Source organism: Bacillus sp. Root131 (genome assembly GCF_001429475.1).
GTDB classification, from domain to species: domain Bacteria; phylum Bacillota; class Bacilli; order Bacillales; family Bacillaceae_G; genus Bacillus_A; species Bacillus_A thuringiensis_S.
The window spans coordinates 417,131-432,600 of record NZ_LMJQ01000001.1; the positions used below are offsets into that span (position 1 = coordinate 417,131).

Here is a 15,470-nt window from a genome sequence, read left to right on the forward strand (position 1 = left end):
ATACGAAAAGAAAGTGAATAGAAGCACAGTATTATAACAACTATACAAAGAGATAGATATTGAAAATTGATTTTTAATAAAAGGAGAAATGAAATTTGAAACCACCTGCAGATAACAATAAAGAAGGTGCGGAGTCACATAAGTTGGAAAGTGAGAGTAAACCGATTTGGAAATCGATGTCGATGTTTTTAGTACCATTATTATTAAGTAATGTACTACAATCAGTTGGACAATTATTTGGTATGGTAGTAGTAGGAAGATGGCTTGGAGTTAATGATTTAGCGGCTATATCAGCATTCTTCCCATTATTTTTCTTGCTCGTTTCATTTGTAATTGGTATCGGTTCAGGAAGCTCTATTTTAATTGGTCAGGCGTTTGGTGCTAAAAACGAAGATCGTTTAAAAGCTATCGTTGGTACGACGCTGACATTTACCTTTATTATTGGAGTTGTGTTGGCGATAATAGGCAGTATTTTTGCGATGGATATTATGCGTCTAATGGGAACGCCAGAAAATATTATTGAAATAAGTGTACATTATGCACGAATTTTATTTATATCGATGCCAGTATTATTTTTATATTTCGCATACACAACATTTATGAGAGGTACAGGAGATTCTAAAACGCCATTTTACTTTTTAATTGTAAGTACAGCGCTAAATATGATCTTATTACCAATTCTTATTTTTGGATGGTTAGGAGCTCCGAAATTAGATGTGTATGGAGCAGCCTATGCCTCTGTTATATCTACAGTTATTACGTTTATTGTCATGCTTTTGTATTTAAAGAAGAAAAATCACCCATTACAACTAGATAGCACGGTTAGAAAATACCTTCGAATGGATGGGGAGTTATTAAAGCTATTGCTAAGGCTCGGTATTCCAGCGAGTATTAATATGATATTAGTTTCATTATCTGAAATTGCTGTAATCGCGTTTGTAAATCGTTACGGTTCGGATGCAACAGCTGCTTACGGAGTTGTGAATCAAGTTGCAAGTTATGTACAAATGCCAGCAGTTAGCCTTGGTATTACAGTTTCTATTTTTGCAGCACAATCAATTGGGGCGAATCAATTTGATCGATTGCAGAAAGTTGTGAAGGTCGGAATTATTATGAACTACGTCATCGGTGGTGTGTTAATAGCTCTTATTTACTTATTCTCAAGAGACATTTTATCACTATTTTTAACGAGTCAAACTACAATTGAAATTGCTCATAGCTTAGTTATGATTACGTTATGGAGTTATTTAATTTTCGGTCATGCACAAATTATTAGTGCGACAATGCGAGCGAGTGGTACAGTACTTTGGCCAACTGTTATTGGAGTTGTTTCAATTTGGCTTGTGGAAGTACCCGTAGCATATTATCTTTCTTACCATACAAGTCTTGGAATAGAAGGGATCTGGATCGGGTATCCAGCAGCATTTATTGTCAGCTTAATACTACAGTATGCATATTATAAGCTTTCATGGCAAAAGAAACGAATTACACGATTAGTTAGTTAAATAGAAAAAATGTCTCTAAGTTATTTGACTTAGGGACATTTTTTTGTAGGTGCAGGTTTACAAATAGCTTTTTAAAGTTATATCAAAATGTTGTCTAATGAGTGTTTTATCACTCATATAAAACTCCCACGCTTTTTCTGGTTCACCGATAATCTCAAAGGATTCCTCTGTAATATATAAAGCGCAATTATCCTCCAGTGCAATTCCTTCTATATTCCCTTGATGATTTTGTAAAAAGGAATGGAAGGCGTTCATTCTATTTAATTGATTATAATGTGGACAAAATCTTTTATTAACAATCCCCCATCCGTTACTCTCTATATAACCAGAACCTTCATAATCTGATCGGATACTAGACGTGAACCAACACATAGCACCAGCGCTATAACCAGCAATAAGTGTTCCTTGTTGCAGAGCCAATAATAATTTTTCATCGAGTCTATGTTCTTTCCATTGCGTAAACATGTGAATATAATTCCCGCCACCTAGATAAATTAAATCGGCTGAATGAATCATCTCGTCTATTTCATACTTAGAAGGTGAATCTGTTGTAGTACGTAAAATTTGTACTTCACAATGTAATTGTTTTTCAAACGTGTCTAAAAATAATTTTATATAGCTTTCATCATCATGACTTGCCGTTGGAATAAACAATACTTTTGGATACTGTTTATTTGTTAATTCTATAAGGCGTTCATTAATAGGCAAGTGATTTGAATCTTGTAAATCACCGCCACCAATGACAGCTAATTTCATAGTAAAGCACCACCTAATCATTTTTGTTATATAAAAATTCGATAGAAGAGAGTTACATTCCTTCTGTAATGTAATCAATAATTAGAAAATGTAGCTTAAGTATATCGGAATAGTAAAGAAAACACTGATTATATATATCAGTGAATTAGAAACCATTCATTGATATATAATATTTCATACTAATGTTTCAAAAAATGGAAAAAATATGTTTAAATAGATATAATGAAGTATTAATTCATATTGAATTTATATTTATATTTTAAAAGGAAATCGGAAATAATAGCGATTTTCCAAAACAGTTTTTACTTTTAATAGGAAGTTGTATTACAATATGGTAAAATTATTTCAATATATTTATTTAATATGAAATACAAAGAAGGAGCGTGAAAAAAGTGGATTTTCGATTTGAATTTACAACGAAGCTGAAAGAATACTTAGACGATGAGAAGGATGAAAAAATAATAAAAGATGGGCACAGAGATGTAATTTTTCACTATTTATATGCGTTAGAGACTGAAATTGGCGTTGTTAAAAATCCTAATTTTACTTTTTTTGCATCAGGAAGACGTTCACATATAGTGTTAGAAAATGTTGAATTTAAAACAGAAGTAAATGTAAAAAGTAATATAATTGAAATTACAAAAATAGTGGATAATGTAGCTATTCCGTTAGATACTATCGTAGCGAAAGATCGGGAATTATTTGCACTTGGGCGTAATGAGAAGTTTAGTGTACAAATATTAGAGCAGTATCTTTTTGATACATTTGGAGATAAGTTAGGCTTATAATTAATGGAATGGCGTACGTATTTATAAGTAGTGAATTTTAGTGTATCTCATTCGTGTTTGACCTTTTATTTAATTTGTACTACAATTCGTAGTGTGAAAGGAGTCATACTATGTTTACTCAAAACTATAAATTAAATGAGCACGGGTTAAATCATTTCTTTGGACCGCTTGAAGCGAAAATTATGGAGATTGTTTGGTCTAACAAAGGTATTACGATTAAAGAAGTGCAGCAGAAATTAAGTGAAGAATCGCCTGTGAATTTTAACACTGTTATGACAGTTATGAACAGGTTAGTAGAGAAGTTACACTTAGAAAAACAGATTGTAAAAAGAAGTGGCATATATCGTGCTGTACAAACAAAAGAAGAATTCTTATCCAAGCAAACGAAGAAAATGACACAGGAATTGATGGGGGAATTTGGAGATTTAGTTGTAAATCATATGTTAGATGAGTTAGAGCAGGCTGATCCGACTTTAATAAAAAAGTTAGAAGACAAATTGAGTCAGTTAAAAAAAGAGGATTAATGAAATGAAATGGCAAATGCGTAAAATCGTATTGTTAGCAGTAATTGTTAGTACCCTCTTTTTCAGTATGTTAGTGTATTACGTTACATATCCATTTCTGTTTCAAAATAAGATGTTCTTTCTTTCAAATTTTTGCTTGTTCCAGTTAGAAAAACATATGAAAGAATTATCGCTGATTCGTATTATAATCGCTGGATTATTATTACTTACTATATTAATCGTGTGCAAAAGAATTTGGCGACAATTTTTCTATAGTAAAAAATTACAAAAAGTACTTATCCCTTTCATCCGAAAAGGAAAACAAATATATATATTGCCGACTACGGAAGTTGCGGCATTTACAATTGGATTATTCCGTCCGAAAGTTGTCATGTCGGAAGGTTTGCTTCAGACGTTTTCAGATGAAGAAATTGATGCGATTATTTTCCATGAAGAATATCATCAAAAGAATTGGGATCCGCTAAAATTATTTTGTTTTACGTTATTAGCAGAAGGAATGATGTACATCCCGATATTAAAAGGGTTGTTACAGCGATATCATACGTATCAGGAGCTAGCTGCTGATAAATATGCGATGCAAAAAATGGAATCTTCATTTGAGTTAGGTAGCGCGTTATTAAAATTAATTAAAATAAAGACAATGGAAAATCGATGTGTTACCGCTTCATTTGCAAAAACAGCAATAAATTTACGAATCGAGCAAGTGTTAAATGAAAAGGTTGTTAAGCTTACTATTCCGTTACATACGAATTCGGTATATGTAACAGTAGGTTTATTCTGTATGTCGGTTGTACTTATTGTCGGAGAGTGCATATAGCCTCTTTTTTTTAAGAATAAACACTACTTATTGTAGTGTTTTAGGGGGAATAAAATGAATGCAGCAGATTTAACAATTTGGCTTGTGGCTGGGGCGGGAGTATTGTCATTTATATCACCGTGCTCTTTACCGTTATATCCATCTTATTTATCTTATATTACAGGTGTGTCTATCCAAGATTTAAAAGAAAATCGTGGGATTATGCAAAAATCAGCGATTATACATACCATATTTTTTATGATCGGATTTTCGGTTATATTTTACGCGTTAGGTTTATCGGTAAGCTGGATTGGAATAACATTTTCATCTAACCAAAAATTGATTCAACAAATTGGTGGGATTTTTATTGTTTTAATGGGGCTATTTATGACGGGCTTGTTTCAGCCTAAGTGGCTTATGGCAGAGAAAAAGGTGCAGTATAGAAGTAAATCGACTGGATATATTCGCTCGATTTTAGTCGGTATGACATATGCAGCGGGTTGGACGCCATGTGTTGGACCGATATTTTCAGCTGTACTCATGCTTGGCGCGACGAATCCTGAAGGGGCACTTCTTTATATTACAGCGTATACTCTTGGGTTTGCGGTTCCATTTTTCGTGATGGCATTCTTTATTGGGAAGGTAAAATGGATTGTTACATATGCGAATGTCATGATGAAAATTGGCGGTGGAATGATGATTGTAACAGGTATTTTATTGTATACAAATCAAATGACGAAAATTACAGCATTCTTTATTCGTCTATTCGGTGGATTTACAGGCTTTTAAAAATGAGGAGGAAGAAAAGTGAAGAAACTAATTGCTATTATACTAGTAGGTGCTCTCGTTTGGGCGGGGGTTAACTTTTATAATTCAAAGAAAGAAGAAAAGGAAAGAAAAGCAAAGCAAGCAGAGTTACAAGAGAAAGAAGTATTACCACAAGTAGGTTTTAAAGCACCTGGCATCACATTAAAAGGATTAGACGGAAAGTTGCAGTCGTTAAATGATGCCAAGGGAAAACCGTATATTATTAATTTTTGGGCATCATGGTGTGGGCCGTGTGAAATGGAGGCACCTGACTTAGTTCATATGTATGATAAATATAAAAAGGATGTTGAAATTTTTGCGGTGAATGCAACTGTTAGTGACCCAGTACAAGAAGCAAGCGCATTTGCTAATCGCTATGGGTTTGAGTTTCCTGTTCTACTAGATATGGACGGAGTAGCTGGACTAGATTATAAAGTATTCTCTTTACCGACGACATTTTTTGTTAATAAAGATGGAATCATAGTAGATCATGTACGAGGTGTATTACCACCAGATCAATTAGAAAAGAAATTTAAGAAATTGATTGAGAATTAAAAGGAGATTTCGTGACGATGGAGTGGATCGTGAGGTTACAACCCATATCTCTTATAATTGGAAGTCTATTTGGATTTATGTTGATGAAACGAAAGATGAGGCATCAAAATGTATCATATGAAAAAATGATGGATGCCGTAACAAATGCTTTTCTTATCATCGTATTTGTATGGAAGTTTGCGCCAGTAATTTTAAATCCTGTATGGGCTTTTGGGGCGCCAGTGCAAGCAATATTAGCTGTTGGGAGTATGCAACATATTGTAGTAGGATGCGTAATTGCGAGTGTATACATTGTTTGGAAAAGTAAAAAGGAGCAATTTTCGCTTCGTATTTTACTTGATGTATTGCCTTTTAGTCTGTGTGTGAGTATTATCTTTTATTTTCTATTACATCATGAAGTAGGCGCACAAACGACACTACCATGGGGAATAAAAATATATGAATCTAAACTTTTATATCACCCTATTTTCGTATATGAGATCATCCTTGCTCTTTGTATAATGGGCTTTTTATGGATGAAAAATGAAAGGCTTGGAAATGGAAAGAATATAAGTGTTTTTCTAATTATTGAGGGGTTTGCTCAAATCATTATTTCGCTTGTTAGTGAACAAAATTCGGTTCTGTTTGGTCTATCAGCACAGCAAATAATGAGCTTTTGTATTATTAGTTTAGGGATTTTGTTAGTGTCGAAAAAATAAAAAATAGCCATGTACAGAGAGTATCTGTGTATGGCTATCTTTTATAAGCATATTTCTTCATCATATGCTAAATCATTATATTGTAGAAATCTAAAAACCCCTTTATTAGGGGTTTTTAGATTTCTATAGGTCTGCATGTGTTTCTTGTTTATCTGTATCCCATTTTGGAAGTTGTTTTGCTTGTTGACTTTCAGTAAAATTATTAAATCCAAAAGCAAGTATGCATGTAAAGGTTAAAATAGCTAAACTAATCTTTTTCATTATCTTAGTGCCTCCTTAGTTAATAATTTTTGTTTTGCTTCGTAAGTTTTGAAAAAATATTTTTGAGATTTCTCTATTTTATTCACTTTATGAAATTCTACTGCTAATAATTCGTAATATTCTTGTGCATAATCGTATAATTCTTTACTGTTAAAATATGTAGTGCCTGCAATGATTGCGTTTTCTAAGTCGTCTAGAATACCAGTGTGTTGTGTTTTTAAGATAGTGAAATGGTGTTTATATTCTTGATTATTTAATTCATTACAAATTTCTAAGCCTTTTTGAACCCAATGGTTTGCAAGTTCTTTTTCATTTAAAATAAAATGTTCTTTGGCTTGTAGAAAATTGGCTTTTAGGTGTTTAGGTAATTTGTTTGTAACTATTGTAAGATGTCTAATAGCAAGGGTTGATAGATTTTGAGAAGAGTAGAGCCAACCTAAGTTATTTCGAACTTTTAAGATTAGTGTATCGTCTTTCAGCTTTTGTAAAATATTGATTGCTGAATTATAGTTCTCTTCGGCTTGTTCGAATTGTTTTAAATAAACAGAACATGAGCCTAAAATGTTTTCGCATAGAGCTATTTTAATTTCATAACGTGGATATTTTGAGAAAATCTCTTTAGCTTGATTTGCATAATTGATTGCTGTAAGTGGTTTGTTTGTATGGTGATTAAATATAGCAAATTTATATTTATATTCAGCTTCTTCTAGTTCGCCTGGTACATGTTTTAAAAGGGATTCAGCTTTTTCGTATTCTTTTTTTGCTTCATCATAATTTCCAATAATGGTAGCATGTTCAGCTTTAAAAAAGTGATAATAATAAGTAATAAAGTCTTCAGTTATTGGATTGTCTAAACGAACAATTTGACTAAAAGTATCATACTTAATGTTTGTCCAATCGGTTAGGACCTTATATTTAAAGTTTAGTAGGGAGTAGTAAAGCGATAGATTTTGATCAGCTTCAATTTTATTAATCTGTTTCTCTATTTTTTCTTTTAATTGTTTCGCTTCAATTAATTGCTCCGCTACCATTACTTGATATAAAATGTTTAATTCGTTGACAATCTGTTCATGCCCTTTTAATAACACACTCATTATATATTCCCCCATCCGATAAAAGTATCCTAATTTAATTATTTCTATAATAACAAAATAGAAGAAGTATAAGAGTGATTTTACCATATTTTTCAACAAAATTCTGAAAAATCAATTAATTTTTACGTATTTCTTATTTTTATGTGAATATTACAAGTGCCTCTGGTAGTGGTGGGATGAATCTGACTCATGATACGTTAGCATCAATGGGAGGGATAGTTTCAGTTGTAAATATGTTTTTAGGAGGATTGTTCGGATTGGGTCCAACTGTTAAGTTTTTAACAAAAATTTCACTTTCTTATTTAATAAAAACAGGATAATCCGCATTTTATAAGAACCATCCTGTTTTTATTTATACATTAAAAAATCGGCGGAGTAACAGAAAATAAAACTATCGCGTTTTTTTCAAAATGATTCACCCATTTATGCTTTAAATAAGCAGGTATCTTTACACTGTCACCAGTTTCTAATACGTATTCTTCCTCGTTTAAATATAATGTGATTTTCCCATCTAAGACAAATGCTAATTCTTCTCCTTTATGTTCTAGCACATTTTCTGATGAAGCTGTATTAGGCGGGACGGTCATAATTGCTGTTGCTAAATTTCCAGTGAAATCAGGTGAAAGCATTTCATATGATAAATTATCGATAATCATTTTCTTTCGTTTATGGGAACGTACAATTAAATCGTCTGTATTTGTATCTTCAAGTAAAAAGCTAAATGTTGGAACATCAAGAGCTTTAGCAAGTACTTTTAATGTTTGAATAGAAGGGTTAGCCGACCCACGCTCAATTTGACTTAACATAGATGGTGTAATATCGGCCATCTTTGCTAGTTCTTTACTAGTTAAACCTTTTTCTTTTCTTTGTTTTTCAATTTTTTTACCAATATCTATATTTTCCATAATGAAAATCTCCTCAAGGATTATTAAATTATATTTAAATAAATTAAATTAAAATTAACTAAAGTGAACGATTTGTGTTAAACTATATTAAAATTAATTTAATTATAATTTATTATATGGTGAGCTACAAGGATATAAGGAGGAAACAAAATGAAAGAAATAGGGGCATTACAAGCAGAATACCCATTAGTGAATAAACTTATTGCAACAAAAGAAGTATTTTGGATAAACCCACACATAGAAAAGTATGAAAGGGCAATAAAAGATTCACCACTTAATGAAGAGAATGTAAAAGATGCGGAAGAGAGATTAAAGCGTTTTGCGCCATATATTGCGAAAGTTTTTCCTGAAACGAAAGGGACTAACGGCATAATCGAATCACCTTTAGTAAAAATACCTTCTATGAAAGAAGCTTTAGAGACAAATTACAAGCAACCTATTTTAGGAGAATTATTATTAAAATGTGATAGTCATCTCCCGATATCAGGATCAATTAAAGCTAGAGGTGGCATTTATGAAGTGTTGAAACATGCTGAGCAACTAGCATTGCAGCACGGAATGTTAACAGAAGAAGATGATTATTCCATTTTAGATAGTGATACATGTAGAGAGTTTTTCTCGAAGTATTCAATTGCGGTAGGTTCTACAGGGAATTTAGGACTTAGCATAGGAATTATGAGTGCGAATCTAGGTTTTAATGTAACTGTTCATATGTCAGCAGACGCAAAAGAATGGAAGAAAAGTTTATTAAGAAGTAAAGGTGTAAACGTTATTGAATATGAAGATGATTATAGCAAAGCAGTAGAAGAAGGAAGACGACAGGCAGATGCGGATCCTAGCTGTTATTTTGTAGACGATGAAAACTCACATGATCTATTTTTAGGATACTCAGTAGCAGCATCACGATTACAAAAGCAATTAGAAGAGTTAGAGGTTGTAGTAGATGAAGATCACCCTTTATTTGTTTACCTTCCGTGCGGAGTAGGAGGAGGACCTGGCGGAGTAGCATTCGGTTTAAAGTTATTGTATAAAGACAACGTTCATTGTTTCTTTGCAGAGCCAACACACTCACCATGTATGTTACTCGGCTTAATGACAGGCCTTCATGACAAAATTGCCGTTCAAGATATCGGAATTGATAATGTAACAGATGCGGATGGACTTGCGGTAGGAAGACCGTCTGGATTTGTCGGGAAAACGATGGAACCATTTTTAAGTGGAAATTATACAGTAAACGATGAAGAGTTATATAGATTGTTAAAAGAACTAGCTGATACGGAGAATATTTATTTAGAGCCTTCTGCACTAGCAGGTATGATAGGGCCAGTGAAAGTGTGTAAAGAAGATGAGTATTTACAAAAGCAACAGTTAACAGAGAAAGTGAAAAAAGGTACTCATATTGTGTGGGGAACGGGTGGAAGCATGGTTCCTAAAGATGTAATGAATGAATATTATAGGAAAGGTTTGGAATTAACGATATAAGAAAAATGAGGCTAGTTGTAGCCTCATTTTTTCATGTACATAAAAATCTTTGTTATTTTCACAATAGTTCTTTATAGTATATATAAAGGATAACTAATATTGAATAAATATAACAAAAAAGCTTTATTTTACATAATAAGAGGATGTGTATACGATGTCATTACAGACTAAATATATAGCGGGTATTTCGCTTGGGGTTATGGGTGTCGGCTTTGCGGCTTCTATCCCTTTTCAAGGAACGGTAGCTGGAGAGATTATACAAGGTGGATTTGAAGCTGGATTGGTTGGGGGACTTGCGGATTGGTTTGCAGTTACTGCTTTATTCCGTCATCCGATGGGAATACCAATTCCGCATACAGCTTTGTTACCTAAAAACCGTAAACGGGTAACGAAAGGGCTCATTCATACGTTAGAAAATGAATGGCTAACGAAAGAAAGTATTACGAATAAAGTAAAAGAGATGCAGTTAGCACAAATGGTACTGCAAATTGCTGAGAGAGAAATGCAGTCTGATGCTGTGAAAAAGGGGATTGTAACGATTGCAGAGAAAGCAATTGTAACAATAGATACAGAAAAGTTAGCTGTTATTATTGAAAAAGAATTAAAAACATATTTACATACAATTAATACAAGTAATATTTTACAAGTGCTTGTTGATCAATTAGTTGTGCAAGAATATGATGAAAAGACACTTGATTACATATTAGTGAAGGTAAAAGATTGGACAGCGCAAGATGAAGCTCGTTACCAGCTCGGTAGCTTAGGTATGAAGGCGATGGAAAATATAAAAGTAGATGGATTCTTGCAGTTTACTTTGAAATCATTTATGAATATTGTAGATGAAGATAAAATTGGCGGTATTTTGCAGAAGTTTATCATTAGTAATATTAACAGCTTACAAGAGGCTGATAATAGCACAAGACAACTTATATTAGCGAAGATTCGTCAAGAGATTATCAATGTAAAAGAAAATGAAGCTTTATTACAGGAATTAGAAAATTGGAAAGAAAAGTGGATTGCGAATTGGAATGCTACTGACAAAATAAAAGAGATGCTAGAGCAAGTACAACAAAGAGCAGTTGCTTTTGTAAATAATGAAGAATTTGCTAATCAATATGTTATTCCATTTTTACAAAAACAAATGAATAAAATAAAAGAAGATGAACAGACAGTTCAAAAAATAGAAGATTGGTTACAAAAACAAGTTGTGAATCTTATTGAGAAGAACCATTCGAAAATTGGTAAGCTTGTACAAGAAAACCTTGATAAGTTAGACGATAAAACGTTAATCGAAATGATTGAAAATAATGTCGGTAAAGATTTGCAGTGGATCCGAGTGAACGGGGCGGTTTGCGGATTTATGATTGGATTAGTGTTAGAAGGAATTAAAGCGATTATATAAGAAAAACCTTCCGCAATTGCGGAAGGTTTTTCTTATTTTTCAATAACGCTCATATTTAAATTATAAGTTTTCTCAATATTTAACTTGTGCGTGCCATTTCCAGTTTTAATTGAATTTTTATACCAATGTTCTTGGTTGTTTAATTCTGGATGTTCTTCTGAAGAAGTATTTTCTTTTTTTGTTAAATCTTCTACTTGTTCCCAAGGTGTGCTTCCGTGTGTTTCTTTTTGATTCGTTACTGCTGTTAAAGAAACATCACTCTCTTTTGCAAGATGGACAGACACTCTTGAGCTTTCTTGTACAAACCAATTATTTTGTAATTGACCTGGATAAAGAGATAGTTCGTTATTTGAAGCACGGATTTCCACATTTTTATTTTGTGGAAGAACAAGCGTTGGTTTCACTTGTGGTGCTGAACTAAATAACGTATGTTGAACAGGTAATGATTTTAAATTGATATACATCGTTTCTCCAGCCGTTTGAACTGAAAGGAAATCATCTTGTTTTAAATTGAGTTTTTCATTTGCTTTCGTCGTCATTTCATAAGTTCCCAAAAGGTGAATTTGATTTGTATTATTTCCCTCTATCGTTAGAGGCTGATGCCCTGCATCTACTACAATTTTTTTGATAGATTCAGGTATATCAAATTGTCCGTCTGGAATATTACTCGTTTGTCTCGTTGTGTTAATAGAATGACGAAATTCTTCTAGTAATCCAGTTGATAATAAACAGTAAAAAGCAATTCCGACGCTTCCTAAAACGCCGATAAAGAAAATGCTGAAAATATCATATTTAATAAATGATTGTTCCTTCTTAGAAAATACAAGGTATAGTAAAACTTCAGCTCCAAGTATGATAAGTAAAACTGGCCACCATGCAGTTAGTGTATCTAATACTTGAATTCCTTTTACGACTGAAAATAGTAAAAAGCATCCTAACGATATAATAGAAAGCCCCATTGAGAATGTTCCAACACGCCAAGTCCTCATTCGCTTGTCCCACCTTTGTTTTCTTTATTTCCAAGTAACAATTTAAAGCCGCCGCCAATTAAAAGGAGCGCAACGATAGATGTTTGGAAATAGCGATAATATAGTTCACTAAGATGAATATTAAATATAGTTACAAAATAATCATTCAAAATAGGAAGGACTGTTTGATCTAATAAATAATAAACACCGAGTGTAATTAATCCGATACCAATCCATCTTTGATGATTTATAAAATAATCGATAATGGGTTCGTCTTGTACTCGTTCTTTTCCGTATTTTGCTGTTTGCTGTAAAGCATCAAAAAAGCTATAGAACCAAATGATTGGCACTAAAAATAAAAACGCAGAAAGTCTTAATAAGTCGAGTAAATAAATAGATAGTAAAAAGGCTGCCATAAGCTGAAGACCACGGCGTTGTAAGCCTAAATACATATGACCTGCTCCGGGGAACATCGCTAAAATAGAAGCAAATGTTTTATTTTTCTTTCCTTGCTCGCGGTGCTCTTCAAACTCTTCGAAAATAGTACGATCATCTAATTGCTCGCCACGTTCTTTTTTCTGGAGTTGCTGAACAACGTCAAAGAAATTGTAAATCCATAAAACAGGTAATGTAATAAGGAAGATAAGAAAACTTTCTTGCGATGTTAAAAGTGCAACGAAAATGATCATACTTCCGATTCCTGTGCAAGCTACTAAAAATGTAAGTCCGCGTTGCATAAGTCCTAATTGAAAATGGCCAAGTCCAGGGATGATGGATAAGAGAATGATATAAAATCGTTCGCTCTCTTTAGAGGATTCTATGAATTCTCCGGCAGCTTGTTTTTTCGATTGATTAATAATAGTGATAACTAAATCTAATAAATTGATTGCCCATAACACGACTAGTAAAAATAGAGAAAGAAAAGCAATATCACGGGCTCCTAATGCTATTGTACAAAATGCTGCAAAGATAAATAGAAATACAGCCCCTCCGCTATATAAAATAAACCGTCCAAATTTCTTTAAATATAAATGTCCAAGCCCAGGAATTAGCCCTAATACAAGTGCTAAAAAGGGATTTTTATTCATGCTTTGAACCTCCGTCCTTTTTCGATGTGTCTACCGATTTGTTTACAATTTGTTGTGAGATAGAAGACTCGTTATGTTTTGAAGATTTCTCTAAATTTGATGTCGCTGTAAAAATATACTGAAATAAACCACTTATCATAAAAATAATTGTAGCCGCAGTCGCAATTATGTAGTGAATGATCGTGCGCTTTAGTGAGGTTGTTTTTATATTTTCATTAGACTGTAGTGTTTCAAAATTAATTTGCGTCATAACTTCGTTCGTAAATGAATCATCATTTATCATTGGAAGGTTTTCATGTTGTTCATCAATACTTTCCATATAAAGTGCTAAACAATGATCACATTCATAAAGATGTTCTTCCATAGATTCACGTTCATTGCTTTCTATAAAATCTAATGTATAATTGCGCCAATCTTCTTTTGAATAATGCATCATAGAAACTCTTCCTCCTTCCAATGTTTTTTAATCCATTTTCTTGCCCGATACAGTTTCATTTCGACTGTTTTTACTTCAATGTTTTCCTGTAAAGCAATTTCTTGATAGCTTTTTTCTTGTAAGTAATGTGCGAGAACGACGTCACGGTAATTTTCAGGAAGTTCTCTCAGTTTTTGAGCAATGAGTAATTTCTGCTCTTTCGTCAATAATAAAGCCTCAATATTATGAGAGGACTGTATATTTTCCTCATTTTCTTTACATAAGGAGAGTTCTTCACTTTCTCGAGCTTTCTTCCTCTTATAATCAATAGCGTGATTGGTGGCAATACGTGCCATCCACGTTTTTAATCCGCGAAATTGATAATTTGGGAGAGAGGCGTGAATTTTTACGAATACTTCTTGTGTAACATCTTTCGCATCTTCTTCATGTCTTACAATAGAAAAGATAACTTGAAAAATATAATGACGATATGTTTGCACGAGGATACGAAAAGCATGTTCGCTTCCTTGTTGTGCTTTTTCAATTAATTGTTTTTCCTCAATGGGTCTCTCCCTCCTTTTTGACGCATTCTATTATATAGACGTAAAGAATGATAAGTCACCCTACACATTTTGTAAAAAAAGAATAATATATTTTTTGCAGAAGAGCTAGATGAAAAAAGTGTGAAAAAATGGTAAGCAGAAGTATATAATGAGCAAGTAGGAAATGTTATACGGAGAAAGGATGTGAATGTTAGTAGGAGGAAGGTCCATACTAACAAACATGAAAATTAAAATATTAATAGCAGACGATAATTCTTTTATTAGAGAAGGCATGAAAATTATTTTAAATACATATGAAGAGTTCGAAGTGGTAGATACAGTAAATGATGGAGAAGAAGCTGTAGCATATTGTAAAAAGCATGAAGTTGATATTGCTCTTTTGGATGTTCGTATGCCAAATATGAACGGTGTAGAGGCGACGAAGTTTATTTGTGAAGAGACGAAAACAAAACCGCTTATTTTAACGACGTTTGATGATGATGAATATATTTTGGATGCAGTAAAAAACGGAGCGAAAGGGTATTTATTAAAAAATAACGATCCGGAGCGTATTCGTGATGCAATAAAAGGGGTATATAATGGCCAAACTGTTATGCAAGATGTAGTTCTCGATAAAATTAAGTCCAATTTAATGGAAAGTAAAGAGGAAGAATGTAAAATAGATAAAAGTCTTTTTACTGAAAGAGAGCTTAGTATTATCGCATTAATTGCAAAAGGTTTCTCAAATAAAGAAATTTCGAAACAGCTTTTTATATCTGAAGGAACAATCGCAAATTATATTACATCAGTTTTAGGGAAAACGGGACTTGAACATCGCACACAAATTGCGATTTACTACTTAACAGGGAAAGTAGATTAATGAT

19 protein-coding genes are annotated in these 15,470 nt (G+C 32.9%); 11 read left to right on the plus strand and 8 right to left on the minus strand.

What is annotated here, in order from left to right; genetic code table 11:
* The first annotated feature begins 95 nt into the window (after positions 1-95).
* Positions 96-1,505, plus strand: coding sequence for an MATE family efflux transporter (locus ASE54_RS02180; RefSeq protein ID WP_000804121.1), 1,410 nt, complete (start codon positions 96-98; stop codon positions 1,503-1,505).
* A gap of 57 nt (positions 1,506-1,562) precedes the next feature.
* Here ASE54_RS02180 and ASE54_RS02185 read toward each other — a convergent pair whose 3' ends face one another.
* Positions 1,563-2,261: a peptidase E gene (locus ASE54_RS02185; protein WP_000762125.1), complete on the minus strand. Its 699-nt coding sequence runs from the start codon at positions 2,259-2,261 to the stop codon at positions 1,563-1,565.
* A gap of 392 nt (positions 2,262-2,653) precedes the next feature.
* Between ASE54_RS02185 and ASE54_RS02190 the strand changes: the two genes are divergently transcribed.
* From ASE54_RS02190 to ASE54_RS02215, 6 genes are all read left to right on the plus strand, one after another.
* Positions 2,654-3,049: a DUF3942 family protein gene (locus ASE54_RS02190; protein ID WP_000347524.1), complete on the plus strand. Its 396-nt coding sequence runs from the start codon at positions 2,654-2,656 to the stop codon at positions 3,047-3,049.
* A 110-nt stretch (positions 3,050-3,159) separates the two neighbouring features.
* Positions 3,160-3,573 carry a BlaI/MecI/CopY family transcriptional regulator gene (locus tag ASE54_RS02195; RefSeq protein WP_000495050.1) on the plus strand — a complete coding sequence of 138 codons (414 nt, stop codon included), beginning with the start codon at positions 3,160-3,162 and terminating at the stop codon, positions 3,571-3,573.
* A gap of 4 nt (positions 3,574-3,577) precedes the next feature.
* On the plus strand, positions 3,578-4,390 hold the full coding sequence (locus ASE54_RS02200; RefSeq protein ID WP_000871954.1) for a M56 family metallopeptidase: 813 nt from the start codon (positions 3,578-3,580) through the stop codon (positions 4,388-4,390).
* Between the two features lie 54 nt (positions 4,391-4,444).
* Positions 4,445-5,158, plus strand: a complete 714-nt coding sequence (gene ccdA, locus ASE54_RS02205; RefSeq protein ID WP_000990435.1) for a cytochrome c-type biogenesis protein CcdA — start codon at positions 4,445-4,447, stop codon at positions 5,156-5,158.
* A gap of 18 nt (positions 5,159-5,176) precedes the next feature.
* Positions 5,177-5,731, plus strand: coding sequence for a TlpA disulfide reductase family protein (locus tag ASE54_RS02210; RefSeq protein WP_000733184.1), 555 nt, complete (start codon positions 5,177-5,179; stop codon positions 5,729-5,731).
* A gap of 17 nt (positions 5,732-5,748) precedes the next feature.
* The gene (locus ASE54_RS02215; RefSeq protein WP_000454851.1) at positions 5,749-6,429 is read left to right on the plus strand and encodes a prolipoprotein diacylglyceryl transferase family protein; all 681 of its coding nucleotides are present in this window, start codon (positions 5,749-5,751) and stop codon (positions 6,427-6,429) included.
* A gap of 123 nt (positions 6,430-6,552) precedes the next feature.
* Here ASE54_RS02215 and ASE54_RS36180 read toward each other — a convergent pair whose 3' ends face one another.
* Together ASE54_RS36180 and ASE54_RS02220 are read right to left on the minus strand one after the other, a co-directional pair.
* On the minus strand, positions 6,553-6,690 hold the full coding sequence (locus ASE54_RS36180) for a hypothetical protein (protein WP_000724012.1): 138 nt from the start codon (positions 6,688-6,690) through the stop codon (positions 6,553-6,555).
* Positions 6,690-7,784: a tetratricopeptide repeat protein gene (locus ASE54_RS02220; RefSeq protein WP_000114844.1), complete on the minus strand. Its 1,095-nt coding sequence runs from the start codon at positions 7,782-7,784 to the stop codon at positions 6,690-6,692. Before ASE54_RS02220 ends, ASE54_RS36180 begins: the two co-directional genes overlap by 1 nt.
* A gap of 143 nt (positions 7,785-7,927) precedes the next feature.
* On the opposite strand from ASE54_RS02220, the gene ASE54_RS02225 reads away from it, so the two are divergent.
* Positions 7,928-8,104 (plus strand): hypothetical protein, encoded by a 177-nt coding sequence (locus ASE54_RS02225; RefSeq protein ID WP_003309331.1) that lies wholly within the window; start codon positions 7,928-7,930, stop codon positions 8,102-8,104.
* Positions 8,105-8,143: 39 nt separating this feature from the next.
* Here ASE54_RS02225 and ASE54_RS02230 read toward each other — a convergent pair whose 3' ends face one another.
* The gene (locus ASE54_RS02230) at positions 8,144-8,689 is read right to left on the minus strand and encodes an XRE family transcriptional regulator (RefSeq protein WP_000427637.1); all 546 of its coding nucleotides are present in this window, start codon (positions 8,687-8,689) and stop codon (positions 8,144-8,146) included.
* A gap of 150 nt (positions 8,690-8,839) precedes the next feature.
* Between ASE54_RS02230 and ASE54_RS02235 the strand changes: the two genes are divergently transcribed.
* Positions 8,840-10,171 carry a D-serine ammonia-lyase gene (locus ASE54_RS02235; protein ID WP_000658546.1) on the plus strand — a complete coding sequence of 444 codons (1,332 nt, stop codon included), beginning with the start codon at positions 8,840-8,842 and terminating at the stop codon, positions 10,169-10,171.
* A gap of 154 nt (positions 10,172-10,325) precedes the next feature.
* The gene (locus tag ASE54_RS02240; RefSeq protein ID WP_000058309.1) at positions 10,326-11,573 is read left to right on the plus strand and encodes a DUF445 domain-containing protein; all 1,248 of its coding nucleotides are present in this window, start codon (positions 10,326-10,328) and stop codon (positions 11,571-11,573) included.
* Positions 11,574-11,605: 32 nt separating this feature from the next.
* Here the strand turns inward: ASE54_RS02240 and exsE are convergent, their stop codons facing one another.
* Genes exsE through ASE54_RS02260 form a run of 4 tightly spaced genes read right to left on the minus strand, consistent with a single transcriptional unit; the run spans position 11,606 to position 14,544 of the window.
* Complete coding sequence (exsE, locus tag ASE54_RS02245) at positions 11,606-12,562, minus strand: exosporium protein ExsE (RefSeq protein ID WP_001261433.1); 957 nt, start codon at positions 12,560-12,562, stop codon at positions 11,606-11,608.
* A complete protein-coding gene (locus tag ASE54_RS02250) occupies positions 12,559-13,629 on the minus strand; it encodes a hypothetical protein (RefSeq protein WP_001039098.1) in 1,071 nt (356 codons plus the stop codon). Before ASE54_RS02250 ends, exsE begins: the two co-directional genes overlap by 4 nt.
* The gene (locus tag ASE54_RS02255) at positions 13,622-14,065 is read right to left on the minus strand and encodes a hypothetical protein (RefSeq protein ID WP_000972350.1); all 444 of its coding nucleotides are present in this window, start codon (positions 14,063-14,065) and stop codon (positions 13,622-13,624) included. Before ASE54_RS02255 ends, ASE54_RS02250 begins: the two co-directional genes overlap by 8 nt.
* Positions 14,062-14,544 carry an RNA polymerase sigma factor gene (locus ASE54_RS02260; RefSeq protein WP_001195483.1) on the minus strand — a complete coding sequence of 161 codons (483 nt, stop codon included), beginning with the start codon at positions 14,542-14,544 and terminating at the stop codon, positions 14,062-14,064. Before ASE54_RS02260 ends, ASE54_RS02255 begins: the two co-directional genes overlap by 4 nt.
* Positions 14,545-14,827: 283 nt before the next feature.
* Here ASE54_RS02260 and ASE54_RS02265 point away from each other — a divergent pair, with 283 nt between their 5' ends.
* Positions 14,828-15,466, plus strand: coding sequence for a response regulator transcription factor (locus tag ASE54_RS02265; RefSeq protein ID WP_000694093.1), 639 nt, complete (start codon positions 14,828-14,830; stop codon positions 15,464-15,466).
* Positions 15,467-15,470 lie beyond the last annotated feature (4 nt).